Annotated in this window: 21 protein-coding genes; 17 read left to right on the plus strand and 4 right to left on the minus strand. The window is 74.6% G+C overall.

Annotation, left to right across the window (positions count from 1 at the left end):
* Positions 1-175 precede the first annotated feature (175 nt).
* The 13 genes from BMZ50_RS19625 to hpf all read left to right on the plus strand — a co-directional run bounded on the left by BMZ50_RS19625 (position 176) and on the right by hpf (position 15,617).
* Positions 176-1,573 (plus strand): phosphomannomutase/phosphoglucomutase, encoded by a 1,398-nt coding sequence (locus BMZ50_RS19625; protein ID WP_245753751.1) that lies wholly within the window; start codon positions 176-178, stop codon positions 1,571-1,573.
* On the plus strand, positions 1,570-1,764 hold the full coding sequence (locus BMZ50_RS19630; RefSeq protein ID WP_091328617.1) for a Trm112 family protein: 195 nt from the start codon (positions 1,570-1,572) through the stop codon (positions 1,762-1,764). Before BMZ50_RS19625 ends, BMZ50_RS19630 begins: the two co-directional genes overlap by 4 nt.
* Positions 1,761-2,906: an SIS domain-containing protein gene (locus BMZ50_RS19635; RefSeq protein WP_091328620.1), complete on the plus strand. Its 1,146-nt coding sequence runs from the start codon at positions 1,761-1,763 to the stop codon at positions 2,904-2,906. The genes BMZ50_RS19630 and BMZ50_RS19635 overlap by 4 nt, the downstream gene beginning before the upstream one ends.
* Entirely contained in the window at positions 2,903-3,898 is a 996-nt protein-coding gene (locus BMZ50_RS19640) for a cation diffusion facilitator family transporter (RefSeq protein ID WP_091328623.1), read from the plus strand. Before BMZ50_RS19635 ends, BMZ50_RS19640 begins: the two co-directional genes overlap by 4 nt.
* A gap of 38 nt (positions 3,899-3,936) precedes the next feature.
* Positions 3,937-5,679: a glycerol-3-phosphate dehydrogenase/oxidase gene (locus BMZ50_RS19645; protein WP_091328628.1), complete on the plus strand. Its 1,743-nt coding sequence runs from the start codon at positions 3,937-3,939 to the stop codon at positions 5,677-5,679.
* Positions 5,680-5,846: 167 nt separating this feature from the next.
* Positions 5,847-7,025, plus strand: a complete 1,179-nt coding sequence (gene manA / locus BMZ50_RS19650; protein WP_091328631.1) for a mannose-6-phosphate isomerase, class I — start codon at positions 5,847-5,849, stop codon at positions 7,023-7,025.
* A gap of 81 nt (positions 7,026-7,106) precedes the next feature.
* Positions 7,107-7,997: a GmrSD restriction endonuclease domain-containing protein gene (locus tag BMZ50_RS19655; RefSeq protein ID WP_091328634.1), complete on the plus strand. Its 891-nt coding sequence runs from the start codon at positions 7,107-7,109 to the stop codon at positions 7,995-7,997.
* A gap of 124 nt (positions 7,998-8,121) precedes the next feature.
* A complete protein-coding gene (gene ahcY / locus BMZ50_RS19660) occupies positions 8,122-9,606 on the plus strand; it encodes an adenosylhomocysteinase (RefSeq protein ID WP_091328638.1) in 1,485 nt (494 codons plus the stop codon).
* Positions 9,607-9,804: 198 nt separating this feature from the next.
* Positions 9,805-10,521, plus strand: a complete 717-nt coding sequence (gene mtrA, locus BMZ50_RS19665) for an MtrAB system response regulator MtrA (protein WP_091328641.1) — start codon at positions 9,805-9,807, stop codon at positions 10,519-10,521.
* A 70-nt stretch (positions 10,522-10,591) separates the two neighbouring features.
* On the plus strand, positions 10,592-12,328 hold the full coding sequence (mtrB, locus tag BMZ50_RS19670) for an MtrAB system histidine kinase MtrB (protein ID WP_091328838.1): 1,737 nt from the start codon (positions 10,592-10,594) through the stop codon (positions 12,326-12,328).
* A complete protein-coding gene (locus BMZ50_RS19675) occupies positions 12,325-14,031 on the plus strand; it encodes an LpqB family beta-propeller domain-containing protein (protein WP_091328645.1) in 1,707 nt (568 codons plus the stop codon). Before mtrB ends, BMZ50_RS19675 begins: the two co-directional genes overlap by 4 nt.
* A gap of 48 nt (positions 14,032-14,079) precedes the next feature.
* A complete protein-coding gene (locus BMZ50_RS19680; protein WP_245753752.1) occupies positions 14,080-14,904 on the plus strand; it encodes a ComF family protein in 825 nt (274 codons plus the stop codon).
* Between the two features lie 38 nt (positions 14,905-14,942).
* On the plus strand, positions 14,943-15,617 hold the full coding sequence (gene hpf / locus BMZ50_RS19685) for a ribosome hibernation-promoting factor, HPF/YfiA family (protein ID WP_091328647.1): 675 nt from the start codon (positions 14,943-14,945) through the stop codon (positions 15,615-15,617).
* A 154-nt stretch (positions 15,618-15,771) separates the two neighbouring features.
* Here hpf and BMZ50_RS19690 read toward each other — a convergent pair whose 3' ends face one another.
* Entirely contained in the window at positions 15,772-16,164 is a 393-nt protein-coding gene (locus tag BMZ50_RS19690) for a pyridoxamine 5'-phosphate oxidase family protein (protein ID WP_281245447.1), read from the minus strand.
* Positions 16,165-16,221: 57 nt separating this feature from the next.
* On the opposite strand from BMZ50_RS19690, the gene secA reads away from it, so the two are divergent.
* Positions 16,222-19,200, plus strand: a complete 2,979-nt coding sequence (gene secA, locus BMZ50_RS19695; protein WP_091328649.1) for a preprotein translocase subunit SecA — start codon at positions 16,222-16,224, stop codon at positions 19,198-19,200.
* A 72-nt stretch (positions 19,201-19,272) separates the two neighbouring features.
* Here secA and BMZ50_RS19700 read toward each other — a convergent pair whose 3' ends face one another.
* Positions 19,273-19,833, minus strand: coding sequence for an Rv3235 family protein (locus tag BMZ50_RS19700; RefSeq protein ID WP_091328842.1), 561 nt, complete (start codon positions 19,831-19,833; stop codon positions 19,273-19,275).
* A 44-nt stretch (positions 19,834-19,877) separates the two neighbouring features.
* Positions 19,878-20,660: a LysM peptidoglycan-binding domain-containing protein gene (locus BMZ50_RS19705; RefSeq protein WP_091328653.1), complete on the minus strand. Its 783-nt coding sequence runs from the start codon at positions 20,658-20,660 to the stop codon at positions 19,878-19,880.
* A gap of 101 nt (positions 20,661-20,761) precedes the next feature.
* On the opposite strand from BMZ50_RS19705, the gene BMZ50_RS19710 reads away from it, so the two are divergent.
* Positions 20,762-21,331, plus strand: a complete 570-nt coding sequence (locus tag BMZ50_RS19710; protein WP_091328655.1) for a hypothetical protein — start codon at positions 20,762-20,764, stop codon at positions 21,329-21,331.
* Between the two features lie 6 nt (positions 21,332-21,337).
* Here the strand turns inward: BMZ50_RS19710 and BMZ50_RS19715 are convergent, their stop codons facing one another.
* Entirely contained in the window at positions 21,338-21,622 is a 285-nt protein-coding gene (locus BMZ50_RS19715) for a helix-turn-helix domain-containing protein (protein WP_091328657.1), read from the minus strand.
* A 182-nt stretch (positions 21,623-21,804) separates the two neighbouring features.
* On the opposite strand from BMZ50_RS19715, the gene BMZ50_RS19720 reads away from it, so the two are divergent.
* A complete protein-coding gene (locus BMZ50_RS19720; protein WP_091328659.1) occupies positions 21,805-22,590 on the plus strand; it encodes an SAF domain-containing protein in 786 nt (261 codons plus the stop codon).
* Positions 22,590-23,879: a CpaE/TadZ family protein gene (locus BMZ50_RS19725; RefSeq protein WP_091328660.1), complete on the plus strand. Its 1,290-nt coding sequence runs from the start codon at positions 22,590-22,592 to the stop codon at positions 23,877-23,879. Before BMZ50_RS19720 ends, BMZ50_RS19725 begins: the two co-directional genes overlap by 1 nt.
* Positions 23,880-23,961 lie beyond the last annotated feature (82 nt).

The following is a 23,961-nucleotide window of genomic DNA, read 5'->3' on the forward strand; positions in this document are numbered from 1 at the left end:
CGGCCCCGTCCGGAGGCTCGCGCCGAGCGTGCGAGGCGTTCCCTGAAGGTTTCGCCCGGCCCCGTCCGGAGGCTCGCGCCGAGCGTGCGAGGCGTGAGGAGGACGGGGTCCTTATAGGGTCGACCGGCGTCGTCGGCCGGGGAGCCGGCGACCGGTCTCCGGCGAGGGTGAACACGTGAGCGAGCTGGCGAGCGAACGCGACGGACGCAGCGCGGATCTTTCCTCGATCATCAAGGCCTACGACGTCCGCGGTGTCGTCCCCGACGAGTGGGACGAGGACGTCGCCCGCCGGATCGGCGCGGCCTTTGCCGAGTTCGTGGCAGCCGAGAGCGGCGCGACCGCGATCGTCACCGCCCACGACATGCGCCAGTCCTCGGTGCCCCTCTCGCGGGCGTTCGCCGAGGGCGTGATCGGCCGCGGCCTCGACGTCGTCGAGGCCGGGCTCGGGTCCACCGACCTGCTCTACTTCGCCTCCGGGTCCCTGGGGATCCCCGGCGCGATGTTCACCGCCAGCCACAACCCGGCCCGGTACAACGGCATCAAGCTGTGCCGCGCCGGCGCCGCCCCCGTGGGGCAGGAGTCCGGGCTGGCCACCGTCCGCGAGTGGGCCGAGCGGAACGCCTACGACCGGGTGCCCGGCCGCATCGGCGAGGTCACCTCCCGCGACGTGCTGGCCGAGTACGCCGCGCACCTGCGTGCGCTGGTCGACCTGTCCACGGTGCGCCCGCTGAAGGTCGTCGTCGACGCCGGCAACGGCATGGGCGGGCACACCGTCCCCGTCGTCCTCGCCGACCTGCCGCTGGACATCGTCCCGCTCTACTTCGAGCTCGACGGCTCCTTCCCCAACCACGAGGCCAACCCGCTGGACCCGGCCAACCTGGTCGACCTGCAGGCCGCGGTCCGCCGCGAGGGTGCCGACCTCGGCCTGGCCTTCGACGGCGACGCCGACCGGGTGTTCGTCGTCGACGAGCGCGGCGAGCCGGTCAGCCCCTCGGCGATCACCGCGCTGGTCGCCGTCCGCGAGCTGGCCAAGGGCCGCGGGACGACGATCATCCACAACCTGATCACCTCGCGCGCCGTGCCCGAGATCGTCCGCGAGCACGGCGGGCGGCCGGTGCGCACGCGGGTCGGGCACTCCTTCATCAAGGCCGAGATGGCGCGCACCGACGCCGTCTTCGGGGGCGAGCACTCGGCGCACTACTACTTCCGCGATTTCTGGCGGGCCGATACGGGCATGCTCGCCGGCATGCACGTGCTCGCCGCGCTGGGGGAGCAGAGCCGGCCGCTGTCCGAGCTCACCGCCGCCTACAGCCGCTACGTCGCCTCCGGCGAGATCAACTCGACGGTGGAGGACGCGGCGGGACGCACCAAGGCGGTCCGCGAGGCGTTCGCGGGCCAGGACGGCGTCACCGTCGACGAGCTGGACGGCCTGACCGTCGACCTCCCCGACGGCTCCTGGTTCAACCTGCGGGCCAGCAACACCGAGCCGCTGCTGCGGTTGAACGTGGAAGCGCCCGATGCGGCGCGCATGACCGAGCTGCGGGACCGAGTACTGGAGATGGTGCGCGCATGACCGCTGGAGGACCCCTGGGGCTGGACCCGGCGCTGCTGGAGATCCTCGCCTGCCCCGACACCCACCACAGCCCGCTGACGGTGGACGAGGAGGCCGGTGAGCTGCTGTGCACGACGTGCGACCGCGCGTTCCCGGTGCGCGACGGCATCCCCGTGCTGCTGCTCGACGAGGCCAGGCACCGGACAGCATGACCTCGCCCGAGCTGGCCGAGGAGGTGCTCGACGACCTCGACATGCTGCGCGCCCGTGACCCGCGCGGGCTGCTCCCGGCGGTCGCCGGCGCCGGCGCGCAGGTGCGCGAGACCGCCCGGCTGACCGAGGAGGCCGGCCTCGAGCGGATCACCGGCGGCGGCCGCCCCCGCGGCCTGGTCATCGTCGCCCGCCGGGAGGGCGCGGTGGCCGCCCAGGTGCTGCGGGCGCTGCTCGGGCCGGCCAGCCCGGTGACCGTCGACATCGTCCCGGGGCCGGATCTGCCGGTGTGGACCGGGCCGAGCGACATCGCCGTCGTCGCCACCCGGACCGGCGCCGGCCAGTACGCGGTGGCCCCGGCCTACGAGGCCGCCCGCCGCGGCGTGTCGCTGCTGGGCATCGGCGCCGAGGACGCCCCGCTGCGCGCCGCCTGCTCCACCGCCCGCGCGCCGTACGTGCCGCTGCCGCGGTCGCGGGTGCGGCACACCACGCTGTGGTCGCTGCTGACCCCGCTGCTGAAGCTCGCCGTCGACCTGGAGCTGGTCTCCGAGGCGACGGCCGACCTCGCGGCGATCGCCGACGCCCTCGACGAGGTCGCCACCGAGTGCGGCCCGGCCCAGGAGTCGTTCGTCAACCCGGCGAAGACGCTGGCCCTCGAGCTGCTCGACGCGCTGCCGGTCATCGCCGCCGAGGGCCCCCTGGCCGGCACCGCCGCCACCCGGATCGCCGACCAGCTGGCCACCCTCGCCGGGCTGCCGGCCACCACCTTCCGGCTGCCCGACCAGCGGGTGGCCGCCTGCTCCGTCCTCGGCGGGCCGCTGGCCCCGCGCGGCGGCGAGGACGACTTCTTCCGCGACCGCGCCGAGGACACCGGCCGCCGGCTGCGGCTGATCACCGTGCGCGACACCGACGGGGGCGAGCACGACGGCGGCGGGGAGCGCGACCCCCGCTCGGCCCGCGAGGCGCTGCACGAGGTGCTGCGCACCGCGACCGGCTCGAACGTGCCGGTCAGCGGGCTGGCCGAGCACGGCGACCCGGCGCGCCACGGTCGCCTCCCACGACTGGCCCAGCAGCTGGCCGTCGCCGACTTCACCGCTGTCTACCTCGCGCTGGCACTGGACTCGGAGAGGGCCAACCACTCATGAGTGCCGACACCCCCGCGGCCCCCGAAGCGAGCGACCACGCCGGCGCCGAGCACGGCGGGGGCCACGGCACCAAGGCGATCATCGCCGCGCTGCTGGCCAACCTCGGGATCGCCATCGCGAAGTTCGTCGCCTACGTGGTGACCGGTGCGTCCTCGATGCTGGCCGAGGCGATCCACTCGGTCGCCGACTCCGGCAACCAGGTGCTGCTGCTGGTCGGCGGGAAGCGGGCCCGGCGGGCGGCCACCCCCGAGCACCCGTTCGGCTTCGGCCGCGACCGCTACATCTACAGCTTCATCGTCGCGATCGTGCTGTTCAGCCTCGGTGGCCTGTTCGCCCTCTACGAGGGCTACCACAAGCTCACCCACCCCGAGGAGCTGACGTCCCCGCAGTGGGCGATCGGCGTCCTGGTGGTCGCGATCGCGCTGGAGAGCTTCTCGCTGCGCACGGCGGTCAAGGAGACCGCGGCGGTCAAGCCGCCGACGCGGAGCTACTGGTCGTTCATCCGCCACGCCCGCTCGCCGGAGCTACCGGTCATCCTGCTCGAGGACGTCGGTGCGCTGACCGGTCTGGTGCTGGCGCTGCTCGGCGTGGGCCTGGCGACGATCACCGGCAACGGCGTCTTCGACGGCCTCGGCACCGTTGCCATCGGCCTCCTGCTCGTGGTCATCGCCGTGATCCTCGCGATCGAGACCAAGAGCCTGCTGCTCGGCGAGTCGGCCACCCCCGAGGACCAGCGCAAGATCGTCACCGCCCTCGAGCAGGCCGGGGTCTCGGTGATCCACATGAAGACCCTGCACCTGGGCCCCGACGAGCTGCTGGTCGCGGCCAAGATCGCCGCGCCGCCCGACGAGACGGCGGAGGGCATCGCTCGGCTGATCGACGACGCCGAGGCGCGGATCCGCGCCTCGGTGCCGATCGCCCGGGTCATCTACCTCGAGCCCGACATCCGCCGGGCCCAGGTGCCGGCCGCGACCGGCGCCCCGGAGGCCTGACCGGCCGACCTGTCGGTGCTCCGGGGCACAGTGGGGGCATGAGCCGTACGCACCTGTCGCCGGCCCGCCGGCAGGCCGACCGCGCCGGGCTGGCCGACGAGGTCGTCGACGTGCTGGTCATCGGCGGCGGCGTGACCGGTGCCGGCGCCGCCCTGGACGCGGCCAGCCGTGGCCTCACCGTCGGGCTGCTCGAGGCCCGCGACTGGGCGGCCGGCACCTCCAGCCGGTCGAGCAAGCTGATCCACGGTGGGCTGCGCTACCTGGAGCAGCTGGCCTTCCCGCTGGTCCGGGAGGCCCTGCACGAGCGCACCCGGCTGGTGCAGACGATCGCACCGCACCTGGTGCGCCCGCTGCCCTTCCTGCTGCCGCTGACCGCGCCGGCGTGGCAGCGCGCCTACTACGGCGCCGGGGCGGCGCTCTACGACGCGCTGGGCGCCGCCCTGGAGGCCGACCGGGTCGTGCCCCTGCACCGGCACCTGTCGCGGCGGGCCACCGTCGAGGCGTTCCCGGCGCTGCGCCCCGACATCGTCCGCGGGGCCATCCGGTACTGGGACGCGCAGGTCGACGACGCCCGGCACACCCTCGCCGTCGTCCGGACGGCGGCCGGCTACGGCGCCCGGGTGCTCTCCAGCGCCCGCGTCACCGGGCTGCTGCGCGACGGCACCGGGTCGCAGGCGCCGGTGGTCGGCGTGCAGGTCGCCGACCTCACCGACGGCTCCTCGTTCACCGTTCGCGCCCGCAGCGTCGTCGCGGCGACCGGCGTGTGGAGCGACGACGTCGGCGCGATGCTCGGCGACGCCGCCCCCGGCCTGCGGGTGCGCGCCTCCAAGGGCGTGCACCTGGTGGTGCCCCGGTCGGCGATCGACGGCGGCAGCCTGCCCGACGGCGAGCGCCCGGGGCTGATCCTGCGCACGCCGACCAGCGTGCTGTTCGTCATCCCCTGGGGCGAGGCGTGGATCATCGGCACCACCGACACCCCGTGGCAGCTGGACCGCGACCACCCCGCGGCCAGCAGCGCCGACATCGGCTACCTGCTCGACCAGGTCAACCGGGTGCTGTCCCGCCCGGTCACCGCCGACCAGATCATCGGTGTCTACGCGGGGCTGCGGCCGCTGCTGCACGGCGAGGCCGACCAGACCAGCCGGCTCTCCCGCGAGCACGCCGCCGTCACCCCGGTGCCCGGTCTGGTGCTGGTCGCCGGCGGCAAGTACACGACCTACCGGGTGATGGCCGCCGACGCCGTCGACGCCGCCACCGTCGGGCTGCCCGGCGTCCCGCCGTCGGCCACCGCGCATCTGCCGCTGGTCGGCGCCCGCCGCTGGGACGCCGTCCGGGACACCGCACCGCAGCTCGCCGCCACCAGCGGCCTGCCCGAGGACGCCGTCGCACGGTTGCTGCACCGGCACGGGGACCGCATCGGCGAGGTGCTCGACCTGGTCCGCGCCGACCCGGCGCTGGGCCGGCCGCTGCCCGGCGCCGCGGCGCACCTGGCAGCCGAGGTCGTGCACGCGGTCACCGCCGAGGGCGCGCTGCATCTCGACGACGTCCTCACCCGGCGCACCCGCGTCTCGATCACGACCCCGCACCGCGGCACCGGGTCCGCGCCGGCGGTCGCCGCGCTCATGGCGGAGACGCTCGGCTGGGGCCGGGAACGCACCGAGCGCGAGGTGGCGCACTACCGGGCCCGGGTCGAGGCCGAGCGGGAGTCGCAGCGGATGCCCGACGACCGCACCGCCGACGCGGCACGGCTCGGCGCCCCGGACGTGCGCGCCGCCGTCTGAGGAAGGCCCCCTCCCGGAGAATGGACCCCCTCCCGGTCCTCGCAGGCTCGGCACGTCCGGCGCGGAGTCGGACCCGAGGCGCGGTCTGACCCCTTGGGGGGATCCGCCGGGGCCCGTGCGATCCGATCATGACGGGTGTGCGCGCGACGCCAGTAGCCTCCTCCGTGATGTGGCAGCTCACCAGCGCAATTCGCTTCTATCCGTGGGGTAGCCGGACCGTGATCCCCGAGCTGCTGGGCCAGCCAAGCCCGGCGGAGCGGCCCCACGCGGAGCTCTGGATGGGAGCCCACCCGGACGACCCCAGCCGGCTCGACGACGGCCGCTCGCTGGACACGGCGATCGCCGAGGAGGCCGAACGGCTGCTGGGCCCCGCGGTGGTGGAGCGGTTCGGCCCGCGGCTGCCCTTCCTCGTGAAGGTGCTCGCCGCCGACACCCCGCTGTCGCTGCAGGCGCACCCGACCATGGAGCAGGCCGCGGCCGGTTACGCCGCCGAGGAGGCCGCCGGGATCCCGCACGACGACCCGACGCGGACCTTCAAGGACCCGTGGCACAAGCCGGAGCTGCTGCTGGCGCTGACCACCTTCGAGGCGCTCTGCGGCTTCCGGCCGGTCGAGGAGTCGCTGCACTGCCTGGCCAAGCTGCAGGTGCCCGAGCTCAAGCCGACGATCGCGGCGCTGGCCCGCGGCGGGCTGCGCGCGGCCATCCCACAGCTGCTGGCGCTGTCGGGCAAGCGGCGCGCCGCGCTGGTCGAGGCGGTCGCCAGCAAGGCGGCGACCTTCGTGGCGGCGCACGACCCGGAGTTCATCAACACCTACCGGTGGGCGGCCGCCCTCGCCGAGTCCTATCCCGGCGACGCCGGCGTGGTGATCTCGCTGATGTGCAACCACCTCAAGCTGGCGCCGGGCGAGGCGGTGTTCCTGCCGGCCGGCAACCTGCACGCCTACCTGTCCGGCGCCGGTGTCGAGGTGATGGCCAGCTCGGACAACGTGCTGCGCGGCGGGCTGACCCGCAAGCACGTCGACCTGGCGGCGCTGATCGAGGTGCTGGACTTCAGCGACGGCCGGATCCCCGTCCTGCACCCCGTGCTCGGGCCCGGCGGGCTGCGCTACCGGGTGCCGGTGGAGGACTTCGACCTCACCCGCGTGGAGCTCGACGACCAGGCCGGCACGCTCACCACCCGCGGCCCGCAGGTGCTGCTGTGCACCGAGGGCCGGGCGGTGCTGGCCGCCGCCGACGGCGAGCTGGTGCTGGAGAAGGGGCAGTCGGCGTTCGTCCCCGCCGGGGCGCCGGTGAGCGCCCGCGGCCCGGCGCTGCTGTTCCGCACCACCACGAACCTTCGCGGGTGACCGGGCCCACCCGGCCGCGGCGCCGGCGGGCCGCCGCGAGCACCTAGCATCGGGCCTTCCGGTTCCAGTCGGGAGTGCTCCGTGTCCGTCCGTCCAGGTTCCATCGCGCGGCGGATCGCCGCCGGCGCGCTGACCCTCGCGCTCGCCGGCGGCCTCGTCGGCTGCGAGCTGCTCCAGGACGCCGGCACCGGCGTCCTCTCCGACGAGGCGGCCGTCGACGCCATCGCCGCGGCGCCGCCCGGATCCGCCCTGGCCACCGTCGGCCAGGTGGAGGTCAAGGGGCGGGCCCCGCGCACCGGCTACGAGCGCGACCTCTTCGGCGACGGCTGGGGGGACCCCGACCGCAACGGCTGCGACGCCCGCAACGACATCCTCGCCCGCGACCTGACCGGGGAGACCTTCCGGCCCGGCAGCAACGACTGCGTCGTCCTCACCGGCACACTGGCCGACCCCTACTCCGGGCGCACCATCGACTTCCGGCGCGGCCAGGACACCAGCGACGACGTGCAGATCGACCACGTGGTGGCGGTCTCCGACGCCTGGCAGAAGGGTGCCCAGCAGTGGGACGCCGGCACGCGGGTCGCCTTCTACAACGACCCGCTGAACCTGCTCGCCGTCGACGGCGGGCTCAACATGCAGAAGGGCGACGGCGACGCGGCCACCTGGCTGCCCCCGGCCACCGGCTACCGGTGCGCCTACGTCGCCCGGCAGGTGGCGGTCAAGGTCGAGTACGGCCTGTGGATGACCCGCGCCGAGCGCAACGCCGTGGCCACCGTGCTCAGCACCTGCCCGGAGGAGCCGCTGCCGGACGGGGTCACCGCCCCGGCGCCGGAGCCCGCACCGCCGACGGAGGTCGCCTACGCCGACTGCGCCGCGGTCCGCGCGGCCGGTGCCGCCCCGATCCACCGGGGCGATCCCGGCTGGCGGGACACGTTCGACGGGGACGGCGACGGCGTCGGCTGCGAGTCCTGAGCGGCCCGCCGGCCGCCGCGTATCCTGGTCCGCGGTACGAGCCCCGCCGAAGCCTCGGCATGCTCGCTCTTCCGTTGGCAACCGACGCGAGCCCGTCCGCCCGGGCGGGCGGACCTGGAGCGACATGACCGCCACCACCGGCACCCGTGTACTTCCCGACGGCGACTTCACGGTCGCCGACCTCTCCCTGGCCGGGTTCGGCCGCAAGGAGATCACCCTCGCCGAGCACGAGATGCCCGGCCTGATGGCTCTCCGAGAGGAGTACGGCGACCAGCAGCCGCTGGCCGGCGCGCGGATCGCCGGCTCGCTGCACATGACCGTGCAGACCGCCGTCCTCATCGAGACCCTCGTGGCGCTGGGCGCCGACGTCCGCTGGGTCAGCTGCAACATCTTCTCCACCCAGGACCACGCCGCCGCGGCGATCGTCGTCGGCGACGGCACCCCCGAGCAGCCCACCGGCGTGCCGGTGTTCGCCTGGAAGGGCGAGACGCTGCCCGAGTACTGGTGGTGCACGCAGCGGCTCTTCGAGTTCCGCGACGAGAACGGCGCGGTCGTCGGGCCGAACATGCTCCTGGACGACGGCGGTGACGCCACCCTGCTCGTCCACCTGGGCACCCGCTTCGAGGCCGACGGCGCCGTCCCCGACACCACCGAGGCCGACTCCGAGGAGTACGGCGTCATCCTCGACGTGCTGCGCGGCACCCTCGCGCAGGACCCCGGCTACTGGAGCCGGATCGGGCAGGAGATCAAGGGCGTCACGGAGGAGACCACCACCGGCGTCATGCGGCTCTACGAGCTGGCCCGCGACGGCCGGCTGCTGTTCCCGGCGATCAACGTCAACGACTCGGTCACCAAGAGCAAGTTCGACAACCTCTACGGCTGCCGCCACTCGCTGATCGACGGCATCAACCGCGCCACCGACGTGATGATCGGCGGCAAGGTGGCCGTGGTCTGCGGCTACGGCGACGTCGGCAAGGGCTGCGCCGAGGCGCTGCGCGGCCAGGGCGCCAGGGTGATCGTCACCGAGATCGACCCGATCTGCGCGCTGCAGGCGGCGATGGAGGGCTACCAGGTCGCCACGCTCGACGACGTGATCGACCAGGCCGACATCATCGTCACGGCCACCGGGAACCGCGACGTCATCACCGCCGAGCAGCTGGGCCGGACCAAGCACCAGGCGATCGTCGGCAACATCGGCCACTTCGACAACGAGATCGACATGGCCGGCCTGGCCCGCACGCCCGGCATCACGAAGACCAACATCAAGCCGCAGGTCGACGAGTGGCGGTTCGCCGACGGCCACACGATCATCGTGCTCTCCGAGGGCCGGCTGCTGAACCTGGGCAACGCCACCGGCCACCCCAGCTTCGTGATGAGCAACTCGTTCTCCAACCAGGTGCTGGCGCAGATCGAGCTGTGGACCAACCGGGCCGCCTACGAGGACCAGGCGCCGACGGTGACCGTGCTGCCCAAGAAGCTCGACGAGCACGTGGCCCGGCTGCACCTCGACGCTCTCGGGGTGAAGCTCACCGAGCTGACCAAGGTGCAGGCCGACTACCTCGGCGTCCCGGTCGAGGGCCCGTTCAAGTCCGACCACTACCGCTACTGACGGCCACGCTTCAGGGTCCCGCGCCGAGTTTGCGAGGCGTGGGGGGAAGCGTGGTCCCTCGGAGGTCACCAGGCTCGCGGCGGGACCCTGCGGGGCCGTCCGTCCCCCCGCCCTGCGCATGCGCAGGGCGGGGTTGGTCCCACCCGTCCGGCACGTCACCCGGGCGGGTGGGCCACCTTCGGCGCTGAACAGCGCAGAATGGGCGCCGTGCCAGCCACCGCACCCCAGAACGGGTCCAGCAGAGGCCGAGTCCTGGTCGTCGACGACGACGCCGCCCTCGCCGAGATGCTCGGCATCGTGCTCCGGCGCGAGGGCTACGAACCGGCCTTCGTCTCCGACGGCAACCGCGCGGTGGGGGTTTTCCAGCAGACCCGCCCCGACATCGTCCTGCTCGACCTCATGCTGCCCGGCCGCAACGGCCTGCAGATCTGCCAGGACATCCGCACCCAGTCGACCGTGCCGATCGTCATGCTCACCGCCAAGGGCGACACGATCGACGTCGTCCAGGGGCTCGAGGCCGGCGCCGACGACTACGTCACCAAGCCGTTCAAGCCGGTGGAGCTGGTCGCCCGCGTGCGCGCCCAGCTGCGCCGCGGGGAGACCAGCCAGGCGGAGAACCTCAGCATCGGCGACGTGCAGATCGACGTCCCGGCCCACCAGGTCACCCGGGACGGTGTGCCGATCGCGCTGACCCCGCTGGAGTTCGATCTGCTCGTGGCCCTGGCCCGCAAGCCGCGCCAGGTGTTCACCCGCGAGCTGCTGCTCGAGCAGGTGTGGGGCTACCGGCACGCGGCCGACACCCGGCTGGTCAACGTCCACGTGCAGCGGCTGCGGGCCAAGATCGAGCGCGACCCCGAGCGACCGGAGATCGTGCTGACCGTCCGGGGCGTCGGCTACAAGGCCGGCCCACCGTGAGCGGCTCTGCCCCCTGGCCGGCTCCGCCGGGCGGGCGTGAACCCGAGTGCACCGTGAGGCCCGTCCGGCCGTGAGCATCCGCCCCGCACCCCCGGAGGCGGAGACCCCGCAGCACCTGCCCCCCGCGCCGGAGGTCCCTGCCGGGACGCCGGCCGCGCCGCGCCGCCGGCTGCCCGCGGAGCTCACGTCGTGGCGGCGGGAGCTGCGCCGCCGGGCCGGCCGGGGCCGCCGGCTGCTGCAGCGGCTGGCCGACCGGGCGGCGCACGCCTGGCGCTCGTCGCTGCAGATCCGCGTCGGGGCGATCACCATGCTCGTCGCCGGCACCGTCGTGGTGATCGTCAGCATGGTGCTGTTCAGCCAGATCCGTGACCAGCTGCTGTCGGTGAAGGAAGACGCGGCCATCGACCAGGCCCAGGCCGGGGTGTTCTACGCGCAGACCGAGGTCACCGGCATCGCTTCCGGCGACGCGGCCAGCGTCCGGGAGACGCTGGGCCGCACGGTCCGCCAGCTGCGGGAGCGGGGTGGCTCGGCCGGCGACTTCGACGTCGCCATGGTGTACCGCAGCGGTGACACCCCCCGCACCGCCACCAGCCGGCGCGGGATCTACCCGGCCATCCCGCCCGGGCTGCGCGCCGACGTCGACGGCGGCGGGCAGTCCTACCAGTACGCGATGCTGCCCAACGGCGCAGGCGAGCCCCGCCCGACCCTGCTCATCGGCTCGCCGGTGCCCAGCGACGCCTCCTCGGCCGAGCGGATCGAGCTGTACTACGCCTTTCCCCTCGACCAGGAGGAGGAGAGCCTGTCGCTGATCCGCAGCACCGTGGGCATCAGCGGTATCGCCCTCACGCTCTTCGTCGTCGGCATCGGTGTGCTGGTCACCCGGCTGGTCGTCGACCCGGTGCGCCGCGCCGCGGGCACCGCCCAGCGGCTGGCCGAGGGGCAGCTGGAGGAGCGCATGGCCGTGCGCGGCGAGGACGACCTGGCCCGGCTGGCGACCAGCTTCAACGCGATGGCCGACAGCCTGCAACGCCAGATCACCCAGCTGGAGGGGCTCTCCCAGCTGCAGCAGCGGTTCACCTCCGACGTCTCCCACGAGCTGCGCACCCCGCTGACCACGGTGCAGATGGCCGCGGAGATCCTCTACGAGTCCCGGGGCGACTTCCCCGCGCACGTCGGCCGCTCGGCCGAGCTGCTGCACGCCGAACTCGACCGGTTCGAGCGGCTGCTCTCGGACCTGCTGGAGATCAGCCGCTACGACGCCGGGGCCGCCGTCCTGGACTGGGCCCCCACGGACCTCGGCGCGCTGGTCGGCCGGGTGGCCGGCTCGATGAACGCGCTGGCGGAGCGGCACGGGTGCGAGCTGACGGTCAGCGGCCCGGCGGAGAAGGTCATCGCCGAGGTCGACGGGCGGCGGGTCGAGCGGATCCTGCGCAACCTGATCGGCAACGCCATCGAGCACGGCTCGGGCAAGCCGGTGCAGGTCACCTGGGCGGCCAACCGGACGGCGGGCGCGGTCACCGTCCGCGACTTCGGGGTGGGGCTGAGCTCCGCGGAGGCCCAGCACGTCTTCGACCGGTTCTGGCGGGCCGACCCCTCGCGGGTGCGCACGGTGGGCGGCAGCGGGCTCGGGTTGTCGATCAGCCTCGAGGACGCCCGCCTGCACGGCGGCTGGCTGCAGGTGTGGGGCCAGCCCGGGGCCGGTGCCCAGTTCCGGCTGACGCTGCCGCTGGTCTCCGGATCGGAGCTGACCAGCTCCCCGCTGGCCCTGCGTCCGTCGGCCGTGCGCGGGCCCGGAGGGGCCGCATGACGAGTCGTGCCGGTGTCCTGGTGCTGCTGCTCCTGCTGCTGAGCGCCTGCTCGATCGTGCCGTCGAGCTCGGCGCCGGTGCAGATCACGGAGGCGCCCACCCGGCCGGACGGCGACGTCGGCATCGACCCGCTGCCGCCCGAGCCAGGCGCCAGCCCCGAGGAGATCGTCCGCGGGTTCCTCGACGCGGCCGCGAGCGAGGTGCGCGGCCACCCGGTGGCCCGCGAGCACCTGGCGCCGGGTCCGGCGGTCTCGTGGTCGGACGACGCCGGCATCACCGTGCTGGGCCAGGACTACGCCACCGTGACCACCGATGCCGGCACGGTCGTGGTGACCGCGACCCTGGTCGGCGCCGTCGACCAGCGGGGCGTGTTCACCGTGGCCCCGCAGGACCTGTTCACCCGCGAGTTCACGCTCCAGGAGGTCGACGGGGAGTGGCGCATCGCCAACCCGCCGGACGGGTTGCTGATCCTCGAGCCGGACTTCGAGCGGCTCTACGACCGGCGGGACCTCTACTTCCTCGACCCGACCAACCAGCGCGTGGTGCCCGACCCGCGCTACCTGATCAACGGTGAGGCGCAGCCCACCGTGCTGGTCGAGCGGCTGCTGGACGGCCCGTCGTCGGTGCTGAGCGCCGGGGTGCGCAACGCGCTGTCGGGGGCGGCGCTGCGCAGCACCGTGACGCTCACCGGTCAGACGGTCACCGTCGACCTCACCGGCCTGGCGGACGCCTCCCCGGCGCAGCGGTCCGAGCTCTCCGCCCAGTTGGTGTGGACGCTGCGCCCGCTGGCCCGCACGGTGGAGATCCGCGTCGACGGGGAGCTGCTCGGCCTCGACGGCGTCCCGATGCTGCAGACCGTCGAGGACTGGGCGTCCTTCGGCTCCGACGCGGTCCCGGTCGACGCGGTCGGCCACTACCTCGACGGCGGCGCCCTGCGCACCGTGGACGACGCCCCGGCGCCCGGACCGGCGGGTGCCGGCGCCTACGGCCTCACCAGCGCGGCGGTCACCGTCGACAGCCGCACCGGAGAGCTGACGGCGATGGCCGGCACGGTGGCGAGGGACGGTCAGGCCACGCTGCTGTCCGGGCGGTACGGGGGCGAGCTGGCGCCGGTGCTCACGGGGGCCAGCCTCACCGCCCCGACGACGGCCGCCACCCGCCCGGAGTTCTGGCTGGTGCGGGACGGCGGAGCGGTGGTGCGGGTGCCCGCGGAGGGGGCGCCGCAGGCGGTCAACGCCCCCACGCTGGCCGGCCTGGGGCGGGCGCAGGTGCTGCAGCTCTCGCCCGACGGGGTCCGGGCGGCCGTGGTCATCGAGACGTCCCAGGGGGTGCGCCTGTTCGTCGGCACGATCGTGCGCTCCGAGGAGGGGCCGGTGGCCCTGCGCGACCTGCGGGAGGTGGCGCCCACGCTGTCCCAGGTCGTGGACGTCGCCTGGCGCACGGCCGGGAGCCTGATGGTCCTGGCCGGCGACGCGGGGCAGGACGGCATCGCCCCGTACGTGGTCGGGGTGGACGGGTGGGGGCTGTCGGACATGGCGACGGCCGGGCTGCCGAGCCAGCCGACGGGGGTCGCCGCCGCGCCCGGCCGCTCCCCGCTGGTCAGCGCCGGCGGCACCATCTGGCAGCTGGCCGGCGGTACCTGGGTGACCCTGGTCCGCGGCCAGCAGCCGGTACCCGGGATCGAGCCGTTCTACCCCCTGTAGACCGGCGTCCACAGATCGCCGGCAGCGCTGGGGCCGGCGCTCCCCACGGTGAACCCTGGGGGAGTGGACGGCGGGCTGCTGGCGGCGCTCGCGGACCTGGTGCTGCCCCGCACCTGCGCGGGCTGCGCGGTGCCCGGTCCGGTGCTGTGCCGACGGTGCGCGGCGCTGCTCACCCGGCCGCAGCTGGCCCAGCCGCGGCGCTTCCCTTCCGGCTTCCCGCCCACGGTGGCCGCCGGCCCCTACGCCGGCCCGGTGCGCCCGGCGGTCAACGCCTTCAAGGAACGCGGGCGGGCCGAGCTGGCCCGCCCGCTCGGCACCGCTCTGGCGCTGGCCGTCGCCGCGGTCCTCTCCGGCACCGCCGACGGTTCCGCCGCCGGGCGCCCGGTCCTGCTGGTCCCCGTGCCCAGCGGGCGGGCGGCGCTGCGGGTCCGGGGGCGCGACCACGTGCGGGAGCTCACCGGCCGGGCGGTCGCCGAGCTGCGCGCGGCCGGCGTCCCGGCGGCTACCGCGCGGCTGCTGCGCCGCGCCGGGCGGGCCCGCGACTCGGCCGGGCTGTCGGCGGCACAGCGGCGGGCCAACCTGGCCGGCACCTTCGTTCTCGCCCCGCGGCTGCCCGCCGTTCCCGGCGACGCGGTGCTGGTGCTCGTCGACGACGTCGTGACGACGGGCGCGACGCTCACCGAGGCCTCGGCGGCGCTGGGCGCGACACGCCCGGAGGCGGACACGCCGGTGCTGGCGGCGGTGATCGCGGCGACCCCGCGACGGGATCCGGCTCCATTACCCCCGGAATTCCGGGCCAGGGTCTTAAGTCCCTACGGAACGGGCCGGTCCGATCTGGTGGACCGACTGTCGAGACCGATATCCGGCGACTAGCGTGGAAGCGATCACAGCCCGTCCTACCGGGAGGTCTCATGGAGATCGTGGTCCGTGGCCGCAACGTCGAAGTCCCTGAGCACTATCGACAGCATGTCGAGGACAAGGTCGGCCAGCTCGAACGCTTCGACGGCAAGCTGAAGTTGCTCCGCATGGATGTGGAGCTGTTCCACGAGAAGAATCCGCGCCAGTCGGCGAGCTGCCAGCGCGTGGAGATCACCTTGCGCGGCAAGGGCCCGGTCGTCCGGGCCGAGGCCTGCGCGCACGACTTCTACGCGGCGCTGGACATGGCCGCGGGCAAGCTCGACAACCGGCTCCGCAAGGCCGCCGACCGCCGCCGGGTGCACCACGGCCGGCGCACCCCGGAAAGCGTCCGGCTCAACGGTGCGGCCGCGGCCGACACCCTCGAGGCGCTGGAGGCTGAGCGCAGACTCGCCGAGGGGACGCAGTACACCGATCTCGACGAGCACCTGCCCGGCCGGATCGTCCGGGAGAAGCAGCATCCCGCCACGCCGATGACCGTCGACCAGGCGCTCCTCGAGATGGAACTGGTCGGCCACGACTTCTACCTCTTCCTGTGCGCCGAGACCGGCCGGCCGACGGTGGTCTACCGCCGGCATGCCTACGACTACGGCCTCATCCGGCTCGCCGAGCCGTCGCTCGACGGCAGCGCCGAGCGGCAGCCCGCCCAGCCCGCGGCAACCGCGCTGTAGCGCCCGCACGGTGGCCGGGGACGCCTACGGTGCGCGTCCCCGGCCACCGCTTCACTCCCCGGCCACCCGGTTCACTCCCCGGCCACCCGGCCGAAGAGCACCGCATCGGCCCGGGGGCCGTCCACCTCGACCGCCACCGGCATGCCCCGGCCCGTCAGGCGTTCCCCAGCACCCGGTCGACCGAGATCTCCAGCACCACCCGCGCCGGGTTCTCCCGCGGCGTCCGGTACCGCAGCGCGTAGCGCCGCTCGGCGTCGGCGACCGAGGCCGGATCGTCGCGCACCACCGCCGTCCCTTCGAGGGTGACCCAGCGGCGGCCGTCGACCTGGCAGACGGCGACCCGCCGCTGACCCGCCCGCACGTGGTGGGCCTTGGCCGACGTGCCGGAGGTGATCACCCGGGCGGTGCGCGTCGCGGCGTCGAAGGTCACCCCGACCGGGACCACGTGCGGGCTGCCGTCGGCCCGCAGCGTGGTCAGCGTGGCCAGGTGCCGTTCGGTGAGGAAGGTGAGCATGCTGGGGTTCAGGGTGCCCGGGTCGTGTGCCACCGGCGGATTGTGTGCCACGGACACCGGTCTCGCCGTCCGGCCGCCTACGCTGGGTATGTGGTGTTCTCCAAGATCCTTCGAGCCGGTGAGGGCAAGCTCCTCCGACGACTGAACAAGATCGCCGATGCGGTCGAGTCGCTGGCGGATGACGTCGCCGAGCTCACCGACGCGGAGCTGCGGGCCAAGACCGACGAGTTCAAGGAGCGCCTGGCCGACGGCGAGACCCTCGACCAGCTCCTCCCGGAGGCCTTCGCCGTCGTCCGGGAGGCTGCCACGCGCACCCTGGGGCAGCGGCACTTCCGCGTCCAGATCATGGGCGGTGCGGCGCTGCACCTGGGCAACATCGCCGAGATGAAGACCGGTGAGGGCAAGACCCTCACCGGCGTGTTGCCGGCCTACCTCAACGCGCTGACCGGCAACGGCGTGCACGTCATCACGGTCAACGACTACCTGGCCAAGCGCGACGCCGAGTGGATGGGCCGGGTGCACCGGTTCCTGGGCCTGTCGGTGGGCGTCATCCTCTCCGGCGAGCAGCCGGAGCACCGCCGCGAGCAGTACGCCGCCGACATCACCTACGGCACGAACAACGAGTTCGGCTTCGACTATCTGCGCGACAACATGGCCTGGAGCAAGGCCAACCTGGTCCAGCGCGGGCACCACTTCGCGGTCGTCGACGAGGTCGATTCGATCCTCATCGACGAGGCCCGCACCCCGCTGATCATCAGCGGCCCGGCCGAGCAGAGCGCCAAGTGGTACGGCGAGTTCGCCCGCATCGCGCCGCTGCTCAAGCGCGACGTCCACTACGAGGTGGAGGAGGCCAAGCGCACGGTCGCCATCACCGAGGAGGGCGTGGAGTTCGTCGAGGACCAGCTCGGCATCGACAACCTCTACGAGGCGGTCAACTCGCCGCTGATCAGCTACCTGAACAACGCGCTGAAGGCCAAGGAGCTCTTCCACCGCGATCAGCAGTACATCGTCAGCAACGGCGAGGTGCTCATCGTCGACGAGTTCACCGGCCGCGTGCTCGCCGGGCGGCGCTACAACGAGGGCATGCACCAGGCCATCGAGGCCAAGGAGAAGGTGCAGATCAAGGACGAGAACCAGACCCTCGCCACGATCACGCTGCAGAACTACTTCCGGCTCTACGAGAAGCTCTCGGGGATGACCGGTACCGCCCAGACCGAGGCGGCCGAGCTCTCCCAGACCTACAACCTGGGCGTCGTCCCGATCCCGACGAACCGGCCGATGGTCCGTGAGGACCGCTCCGACGTCATCTACAAGACGGAGAAGGGGAAGTTCGACGCGGTCATCGAGGACATCGCCGAGCGGCACGAAGCCGGCCAGCCGGTGCTGGTGGGCACCGCGAGCGTCGAGAAGTCCGAGGTCCTCTCCAAGCTGCTGCTCCGCCGGGGCATCCCGCACGAGGTGCTCAACGCGAAGAACCACGCGCGTGAGGCGCACATCGTCGCCCAGGCCGGGCGGCTGGGCGCGGTCACCGTGGCCACCAACATGGCCGGCCGCGGTACCGACATCCAGCTCGGCGGCAACCCGGAGTTCATCGCCGACGAGGAGCTGCGCGCCCGTGGCCTGTCGCCGGCGGAGACCCCCGAGGAGTACGAGGCCGCGTGGGACGACGCGCTGGCCAAGGCCAAGGAGCAGGTGGCGGCCGAGCACGAGCGGGTCAGCGAGGCCGGCGGGCTCTACGTGCTGGGCACCGAGCGGCACGAGAGCCGGCGCATCGACAACCAGCTGCGCGGCCGGTCGGGCCGGCAGGGTGACCCGGGCGAGTCCCGCTTCTACCTGTCGCTGGGCGACGACCTGATGCGGCGCTTCAACGGCCCGATGCTCGAGTCGATGATGACCACGCTGCGGGTCCCCGAGGACCAGCCGATCGAGTCGAAGATGGTCACCCGGGCCATCCGCTCGGCGCAGACGCAGGTCGAGCAGCAGAACTTCGAGGTCCGCAAGGACGTCCTCAAGTACGACGAGGTGCTCAACCGCCAGCGCACCGTCATCTACGACGAGCGGCGCAAGGTGCTCAACGGTGAGGACCTGCACGAGCAGGTGCAGGCCATGGTCGACGACGTCGTCAGCGCCTACGTCGACGGCGCGACCGAGGCCGGCTACGCCGAGGACTGGGACCTCGACCAGCTGTGGACCGGCCTCAAGGCGCTCTACCCCGTGGGCCTGGACCGCCAGGAGCTGCTGGACCGGGTCGCCGACGGCGAGCAGGCCGCCCTGACCGCCGACGTGCTGAAGACCGAGCTGCTCGAGGACGTGCACCGCGCCTACGAGGAGCGGGAGGCCACGCTCGGCGCGGAGGTCATGCGGGAGCTGGAGCGGCGGGTGCTGCTCTCGGTGCTCGACCGCAAGTGGCGCGAGCACCTCTACGAGATGGACTACCTGCGGGCCGGCATCCACCTGCGCGCCATGGCCAACCGCGACCCGGTCGTGGAGTACCAGCGCGAGGGCTACGACATGTTCAACCAGATGCTCGACGGCATCAAGGAGGAGTCGGTCGGCTTCCTGTTCCACCTGGAGGTGAAGACCAAGGAGCAGCAGGAGGCCGAGGCCCGGGCCAAGCAGGCCGAGGCGGAGGCCCAGGCGCTCGCCGCCGCCCAGGAGGGCACGGCGCGGGTGCTGGCCCGGCAGGCGGCGGCCGCAGCCGCCGGCGACGGGGGTGGCAACGGCCGGGCGGCTGCTCCCGCTCCGGCTCCCTCGGCGCGGCGCTCGGGTGCGGCGAGGAAGGCCGCCCCGGCGGCCGAGGCTGCTCCGGCGGCCCCGGTGGCCGACGCCCCGCGCCCGGAGGCAGGTCCGGAGCTGGCGGTCAAGGGCCTGGACGAGTCCCGGCGGACCACCGAGCAGCTGAGCTACTCGGCGCCGTCCCTGGACCCCTCGCCCAAGGAGAGCGGTGCGGCCAAGGCGGCCAAGACCGCCACGGTGACCGGCACCAAGGAGCCGGCCCGCAACGCGCCGTGCCCGTGCGGCTCGGGCAAGAAGTACAAGGCCTGCCACGGGGCGCCCTCCGCCTCCTGAGCACTGCGCTCGTGACGACGCCCCCGCCGGGTCCACCCGGCGGGGGCGTCGTCGTCCGCGGCGCCGGCCGCCTCAGCCGATCTGCAGCGCCGTGCAGCGCCACCGCCCGTCGATGCCCTCCAGCCGTGCGGCGACCGCGTGCGCCCGGCCGGACCGCCGCGCCACCGCGCTGACCTCCGCGACGCCGTCCACCGGCTCGCACACGTGAACCGGCCCCACCAGCACCGGCGCGGTGCCGCCGGCGCACCACGGGGGACGGCGGCCGCTGGTCAGCGCGGCGTAGACCCCCGTCGACGTCAGCGGCTGCACCTGGAGCAGCGGACGGCGCCCGGCCAGCGCCTCGAGCGTGAGGGTGAGCAGCCGCCGCCCCGCGGTCTGCGGGTCCGGGAGGTCGGCCCGGACCGACCAGGTGGGACCGAAGCCGGCCGGGAAGCCGTCGTCGGCGTCCTCGCTGCGCGGGCGGGGACCGGGGCGGTGCGGGGGCCGCGGCACCGGGACCCCGGGCACCACCAGCCGCAGCAGCGGCTCCTCCTCGAGCGGTGGCTGCGGCGTCGGGACCACCACCAGCCGCAGCGTGGCCGCGGTCAGCCGGCCGGGCTCCGTCGTCGGGGCGGGGGAGGAGGGCGCGGTCATCGGGGGCTCCGGATCGGTCGTGCGGGCGGGGGTGAGACGGACGGTCACGGCGCGGTCGGGTGGCGGAGGACCTGGCCGGGCAGCAGGACGTCGGGATCGGGGCCGATCACGGCCGCGTTGGCGTGCCACCAGGCGCCGACGGCCTCGGCGACCGCCCCGTTCGTCGGCTCCTGCCCGGTGCGGTCGCGCAGGTCCCGGGCCGCGATGTCCCACAGGCACTGACCGCGCAGGACGACGTGTTCACCGGGTGCCGGGCGCGACCAGTCGGGGACCGGGGCGGTGCGGTCGGGGGTGCCGGTGCCGGTGCCGGTGCCGGTAGCCGTGGCCGGGGGCGTCACCGGCCAGTCCGGTACCGGGCCGTCGAGGACGCGGGCCGGCGTGCTGGCCGCGGCCGGCCAGTCCGGCACCGGGGCGCCGGCCGACGACGCGGCGCCGGTCGCGACGGAGGCCGCCGGTGCCGGTGCCGGTCCGCAGCCGGCGAGCAGGGGAGCCCCGGTGACCAGCCCGACGCCGAGTGCCAGCGCGGCGGCGCGGCGGGCGCCGGCGGGGAGCAGGCGGGTGGCGACCGCGCGGGCGAGCGCCCCGGCGGCGCCCGGCAGTGCCGACAGCGCGGTGAGCAGCAGGCCGAGCAGGCCCCAGGCCCAGACGGCCCAGGCGAGGGCGGCGACCCCGGAGAGCAGCAGGGTCTCGGCCCCGACGGTGTCGGTAGCGCGCTGGAGGTCGGCGCCGGTGTCGCTCAGCCAGGACAGGTCGGGCGTGACCGTGCGCAGGGCGGCGGCCGCGCCCAGCATCGCCGCGGTCGTGCTGATCAGGCGCCGTATCGACATGTCTCCTCCTCGACAACCGCGGGCAGGTCGTTACTAAATCAATCAAACGCAAGCAAATACAAGAGTTCGCATGGATCTAGGCTCGTGCGGGGAGGTGCCGGATGCGCTGGCAGCAGTTGTTCGCCGATCTGCAGGCCGAGTTCGAGGCGGCGGAGGCGACCGCCGAGCGGGCCGAGGACGGATCGCGCCGGCGCGCGGAGGTCGGCGCCATCCGGCTGGTCGAGAGGTTGGCCGGTGCGCAGGGCCGGACGCTGGCGCTGCGCTGTCAGGGCGCCGGGGACGTCTCCGGTGTGCTGGCGGAGGTGGGGAGCGACTGGCTGCTGCTCACCGACGGCGCGCGCAGGGACGTGCTGGTGGCCACCGCGGCGGTGCGGTCGGTGGCCGGGCTGGGGCTGAGCACCGGGCTGCCCGCACCGGAAGGATCCGTCCGCACGGGGCTCGACCTGCGCCGGGCCCTGCGCGGCCTGGCCCGTGACCGCAGCGCGGTGCAGGTGATCCTCGACGACGGCACCCTGTACAGCGGGACTGTCGACCGGGTGGGCGCGGACTACGTCGAACTGGCCGAGCACGCGGCCGACCTGCCGCGCCGTGCGGCGGCCGTCCGCGGCGTGCGGGCCCTGGCTCTCCCGGCGATCGCCGTGGTGCGCACGCTCAGCCCGGGCCTGGGCTGAGCCGGCTCAGCGGCGGCGCCCTCCGGGCGCGGCGTCCTGCGCAGCGGCCTCCTCGGCCGGCTGGCCGGACTCGGCAGGCGCGGGCTGCTCGGGAACCGTGCCGGCGCGGGCCTCGGCGTACTTCTGCTGGATGAACCGCTCCAGCTCGTCGACCTCGACGCGCCACTGGCCGCGGCCGCCGATCTGGATGGCGATCAGTTCCTTGCGGCGGACGAGCGCATAGGCCTGCGACCACGACACGTTGAGGATCTCGGCGACGTCGTCGAGGGTCAGGAAGCGCGGTGTGGGCATCGGGGTGGTCTCCGTCCGGTCGGGGACAGTCTGGCAGCCCCGTCCGGGTGGCATGCGCGCCGTCCACACCCGAACGTGTGGACGGCGAATGCGCGGATCCGCATCCATGTCGCATCATCTGCGTCCGACCGTTGCCGTTCGAGGCCGGCGACGGTCGTTCCGCAGATCGGAGGGCTGCTGCTGTGAGCGCACCGCGCACCGTCCCCGGCTCCACGGGGGCGGCCGAGCCCGCGGCGGGGCCCGTGCCGCGCCGCGTCCGGCCGCCCCGCTGGCTGGACCTGCGCCTGGTGCTCGGGGTCCTGCTCGTGCTCGGATCGGTGCTGCTCGGCGCGCGGGTGGTGACCGCCGCGGACGCCACCGTGCCGGTGTGGTCGGCCGCGGGGGACCTGTCCGCGGGCACGGTGCTCACCGGCGAGGACCTCGTCGCCGTCGACGTCCGGCTCGACCACGCCGCCGCTGCCTACCTGGCCGCCAGCACCCGCCCGGAGGGGCGCACCCTGGCCCGCGCGGTGGGCGGCGGTGAGCTGCTGCCCAGGTCGGCGCTGGAGGAGCCCGAGAAGCTCGTGCAATTGGCGCTGCCCGTGCAGGCGGGATTCGTGCCGCCGGGCCTGCAGCGCGGGCAGGTCGTCGACGTCTACGCCGTCGCGGACCCGGTGGCGGGCGCCGTCGCGGCGGACGGCCCTGGCGTCTCGCTGGTCGTCGGCGCCGCACCGGTCCAGGCCCTCTCCGGCCGGTCCGAGGGCGTGCTGTCCACGGCCACCACCACCGTGCAGGTCGTCGTGTCGGTGGCTGCCGACCGGGCGCCCGCGGTTCTCGGGGCGATCGCCGGCCGGCCGCTGGTGGTCGTCGTGCACGACTCGGTGGACACCTCCGGTGCCGGGGCGACCGAAGGTCCGTCGTCCGCCGGGCCGTCGTCGCCGTCGCCCACCGCCGGTTCCCCGGTCTTCCCCGCGGAACCGACGCCCTGATGCCGCTGCAGGTCTTCACCGCGGTCACCGGCGCCGGCTGGGAGTCCGCTCTGGTGGGGGCGCTCGATCGCGCCGACCACGGGGTGACCGTCGTCCGCCGCTGCGTCGACGTCTCCGAACTGCTCGCCGCCGCGGCCACCGGCACGGGGCAGGCGGCACTGCTGTCCGCGGACCTGCGGCGCCTGGACGCCGACACGGTCACCCGGCTGGCCGCGACCGGGGTGGCCGTCGTCGGGCTGGTGGAGCCGGGTGACGACCGGGCCGCCGACCGGCTGCGCGGCCTCGGTGTGGCGCGGGTGCTGCCGGCCGACGCCGAGCCGGACGTCATCGCGGCGGCGCTGCGCGAGGCGGTTGCCGGCGGGCCGGTCACCGGGCGGGGGATCGCCGATCCGCAGGCAGCGCTGGCCGCGCCGGGTCCGGGCGCGCCTTCCGTGGAGCGGGCCCCGGGGCGGGGGCGCGTCGTCGCGGTGTGGGGCCCGACCGGCGCGCCGGGCCGGACCACGGTCGCGGTCGGGCTCGCCGACGAGGCCGCCCGCCTGGGCGTGCAGACCCTCCTCGTCGACGCCGACGTGTACGGCGGCGTGGTGGCGCAGGTCCTCGGGCTGCTCGACGAGTCCCCTGGGCTCGCGGGTGCGGCGCGGCTGGCCGGCGCGGGAACCCTGGACGAGGCCGCGCTCGGCCGGCTGGCGTGGGCGGTGCGTCCGCGGCTGCGGGTGCTGACCGGTCTGGCCCGCGCCGACCGCTGGCCCGAGCTGCGACCGCACGGGGTCGCCGCGGTGCTGGAGGAGGCGCGCCGGGTCGCCCGGCTCACCGTCGTCGACTGCTCCTTCAGCCTGGAGGAGGACGAGGAGCTCTCCTTCGACACCGCCGCGCCGCGGCGCAACGGGGCGACGTTGACCGTGCTCGAGGACGCCGACACCGTGCTCTGCGTCAGCGGCGCCGATCCCGTGGCGTTGCAGCGCAGCATCCGCGCGCTGGGCGACCTGCGGGACGTGCTGCCGGAGGTGGAGCCGCTGGTCGTGGTCAACCAGGTGCGCCGGGGGCCGGTGCCGGGTGACCCCCGGGCGGAGATCGCGGGGGCCCTCGAGCGGTTCGCCGGGCGGGAGGTGGCCTTCTTCCTGCCCGCCGACCGCCGTGCCACCGATGCCGCGCTCGCCTCCGGGCGCACGCTGGCCGAGGTGGCGGCGGGCTCGCCCCTGCGCACCGAGCTGCGGTCGATGGCGGCTTCGCTCGCGGGCGTGCCGCAGCCGGCCGCGCGGCGGGTCCGGGCGCGGCGGCGGGCGGGGTGAGTGACCCCTCCCACTCGGGGCCTCCGGCATGCCGCCGGACGGCGACCCGTCGTAGCGTGGGTCGCCGGATCGGGAGGAGATC

This window comes from Geodermatophilus ruber, assembly GCF_900114385.1.
In the GTDB taxonomy this organism is placed as follows: Bacteria; Actinomycetota; Actinomycetes; order Mycobacteriales; family Geodermatophilaceae; genus Geodermatophilus; species Geodermatophilus ruber.

Coding starts and splice junctions, on each gene's coding strand:
- BMZ50_RS19630 (WP_091328617.1), top strand. CDS start 1,570: ATGACCGCTGGAGGACCCCTGGGGCTGGACCCGGCGCTGCTGGAGATC.
- BMZ50_RS19640 (WP_091328623.1), top strand. CDS start 2,903: ATGAGTGCCGACACCCCCGCGGCCCCCGAAGCGAGCGACCACGCCGGC.
- BMZ50_RS19635 (WP_091328620.1), top strand. CDS start 1,761: ATGACCTCGCCCGAGCTGGCCGAGGAGGTGCTCGACGACCTCGACATG.
- BMZ50_RS19675 (WP_091328645.1), top strand. CDS start 12,325: ATGACGAGTCGTGCCGGTGTCCTGGTGCTGCTGCTCCTGCTGCTGAGC.
- hpf (WP_091328647.1), top strand. CDS start 14,943: ATGGAGATCGTGGTCCGTGGCCGCAACGTCGAAGTCCCTGAGCACTAT.
- BMZ50_RS19700 (WP_091328842.1), bottom strand. CDS start 19,833: ATGACCGCGCCCTCCTCCCCCGCCCCGACGACGGAGCCCGGCCGGCTG.
- BMZ50_RS19705 (WP_091328653.1), bottom strand. CDS start 20,660: ATGTCGATACGGCGCCTGATCAGCACGACCGCGGCGATGCTGGGCGCG.
- manA (WP_091328631.1), top strand. CDS start 5,847: ATGTGGCAGCTCACCAGCGCAATTCGCTTCTATCCGTGGGGTAGCCGG.
- BMZ50_RS19645 (WP_091328628.1), top strand. CDS start 3,937: ATGAGCCGTACGCACCTGTCGCCGGCCCGCCGGCAGGCCGACCGCGCC.
- BMZ50_RS19710 (WP_091328655.1), top strand. CDS start 20,762: ATGCGCTGGCAGCAGTTGTTCGCCGATCTGCAGGCCGAGTTCGAGGCG.
- BMZ50_RS19725 (WP_091328660.1), top strand. CDS start 22,590: ATGCCGCTGCAGGTCTTCACCGCGGTCACCGGCGCCGGCTGGGAGTCC.
- ahcY (WP_091328638.1), top strand. CDS start 8,122: ATGACCGCCACCACCGGCACCCGTGTACTTCCCGACGGCGACTTCACG.
- BMZ50_RS19715 (WP_091328657.1), bottom strand. CDS start 21,622: ATGCCCACACCGCGCTTCCTGACCCTCGACGACGTCGCCGAGATCCTC.
- mtrA (WP_091328641.1), top strand. CDS start 9,805: ATGGGCGCCGTGCCAGCCACCGCACCCCAGAACGGGTCCAGCAGAGGC.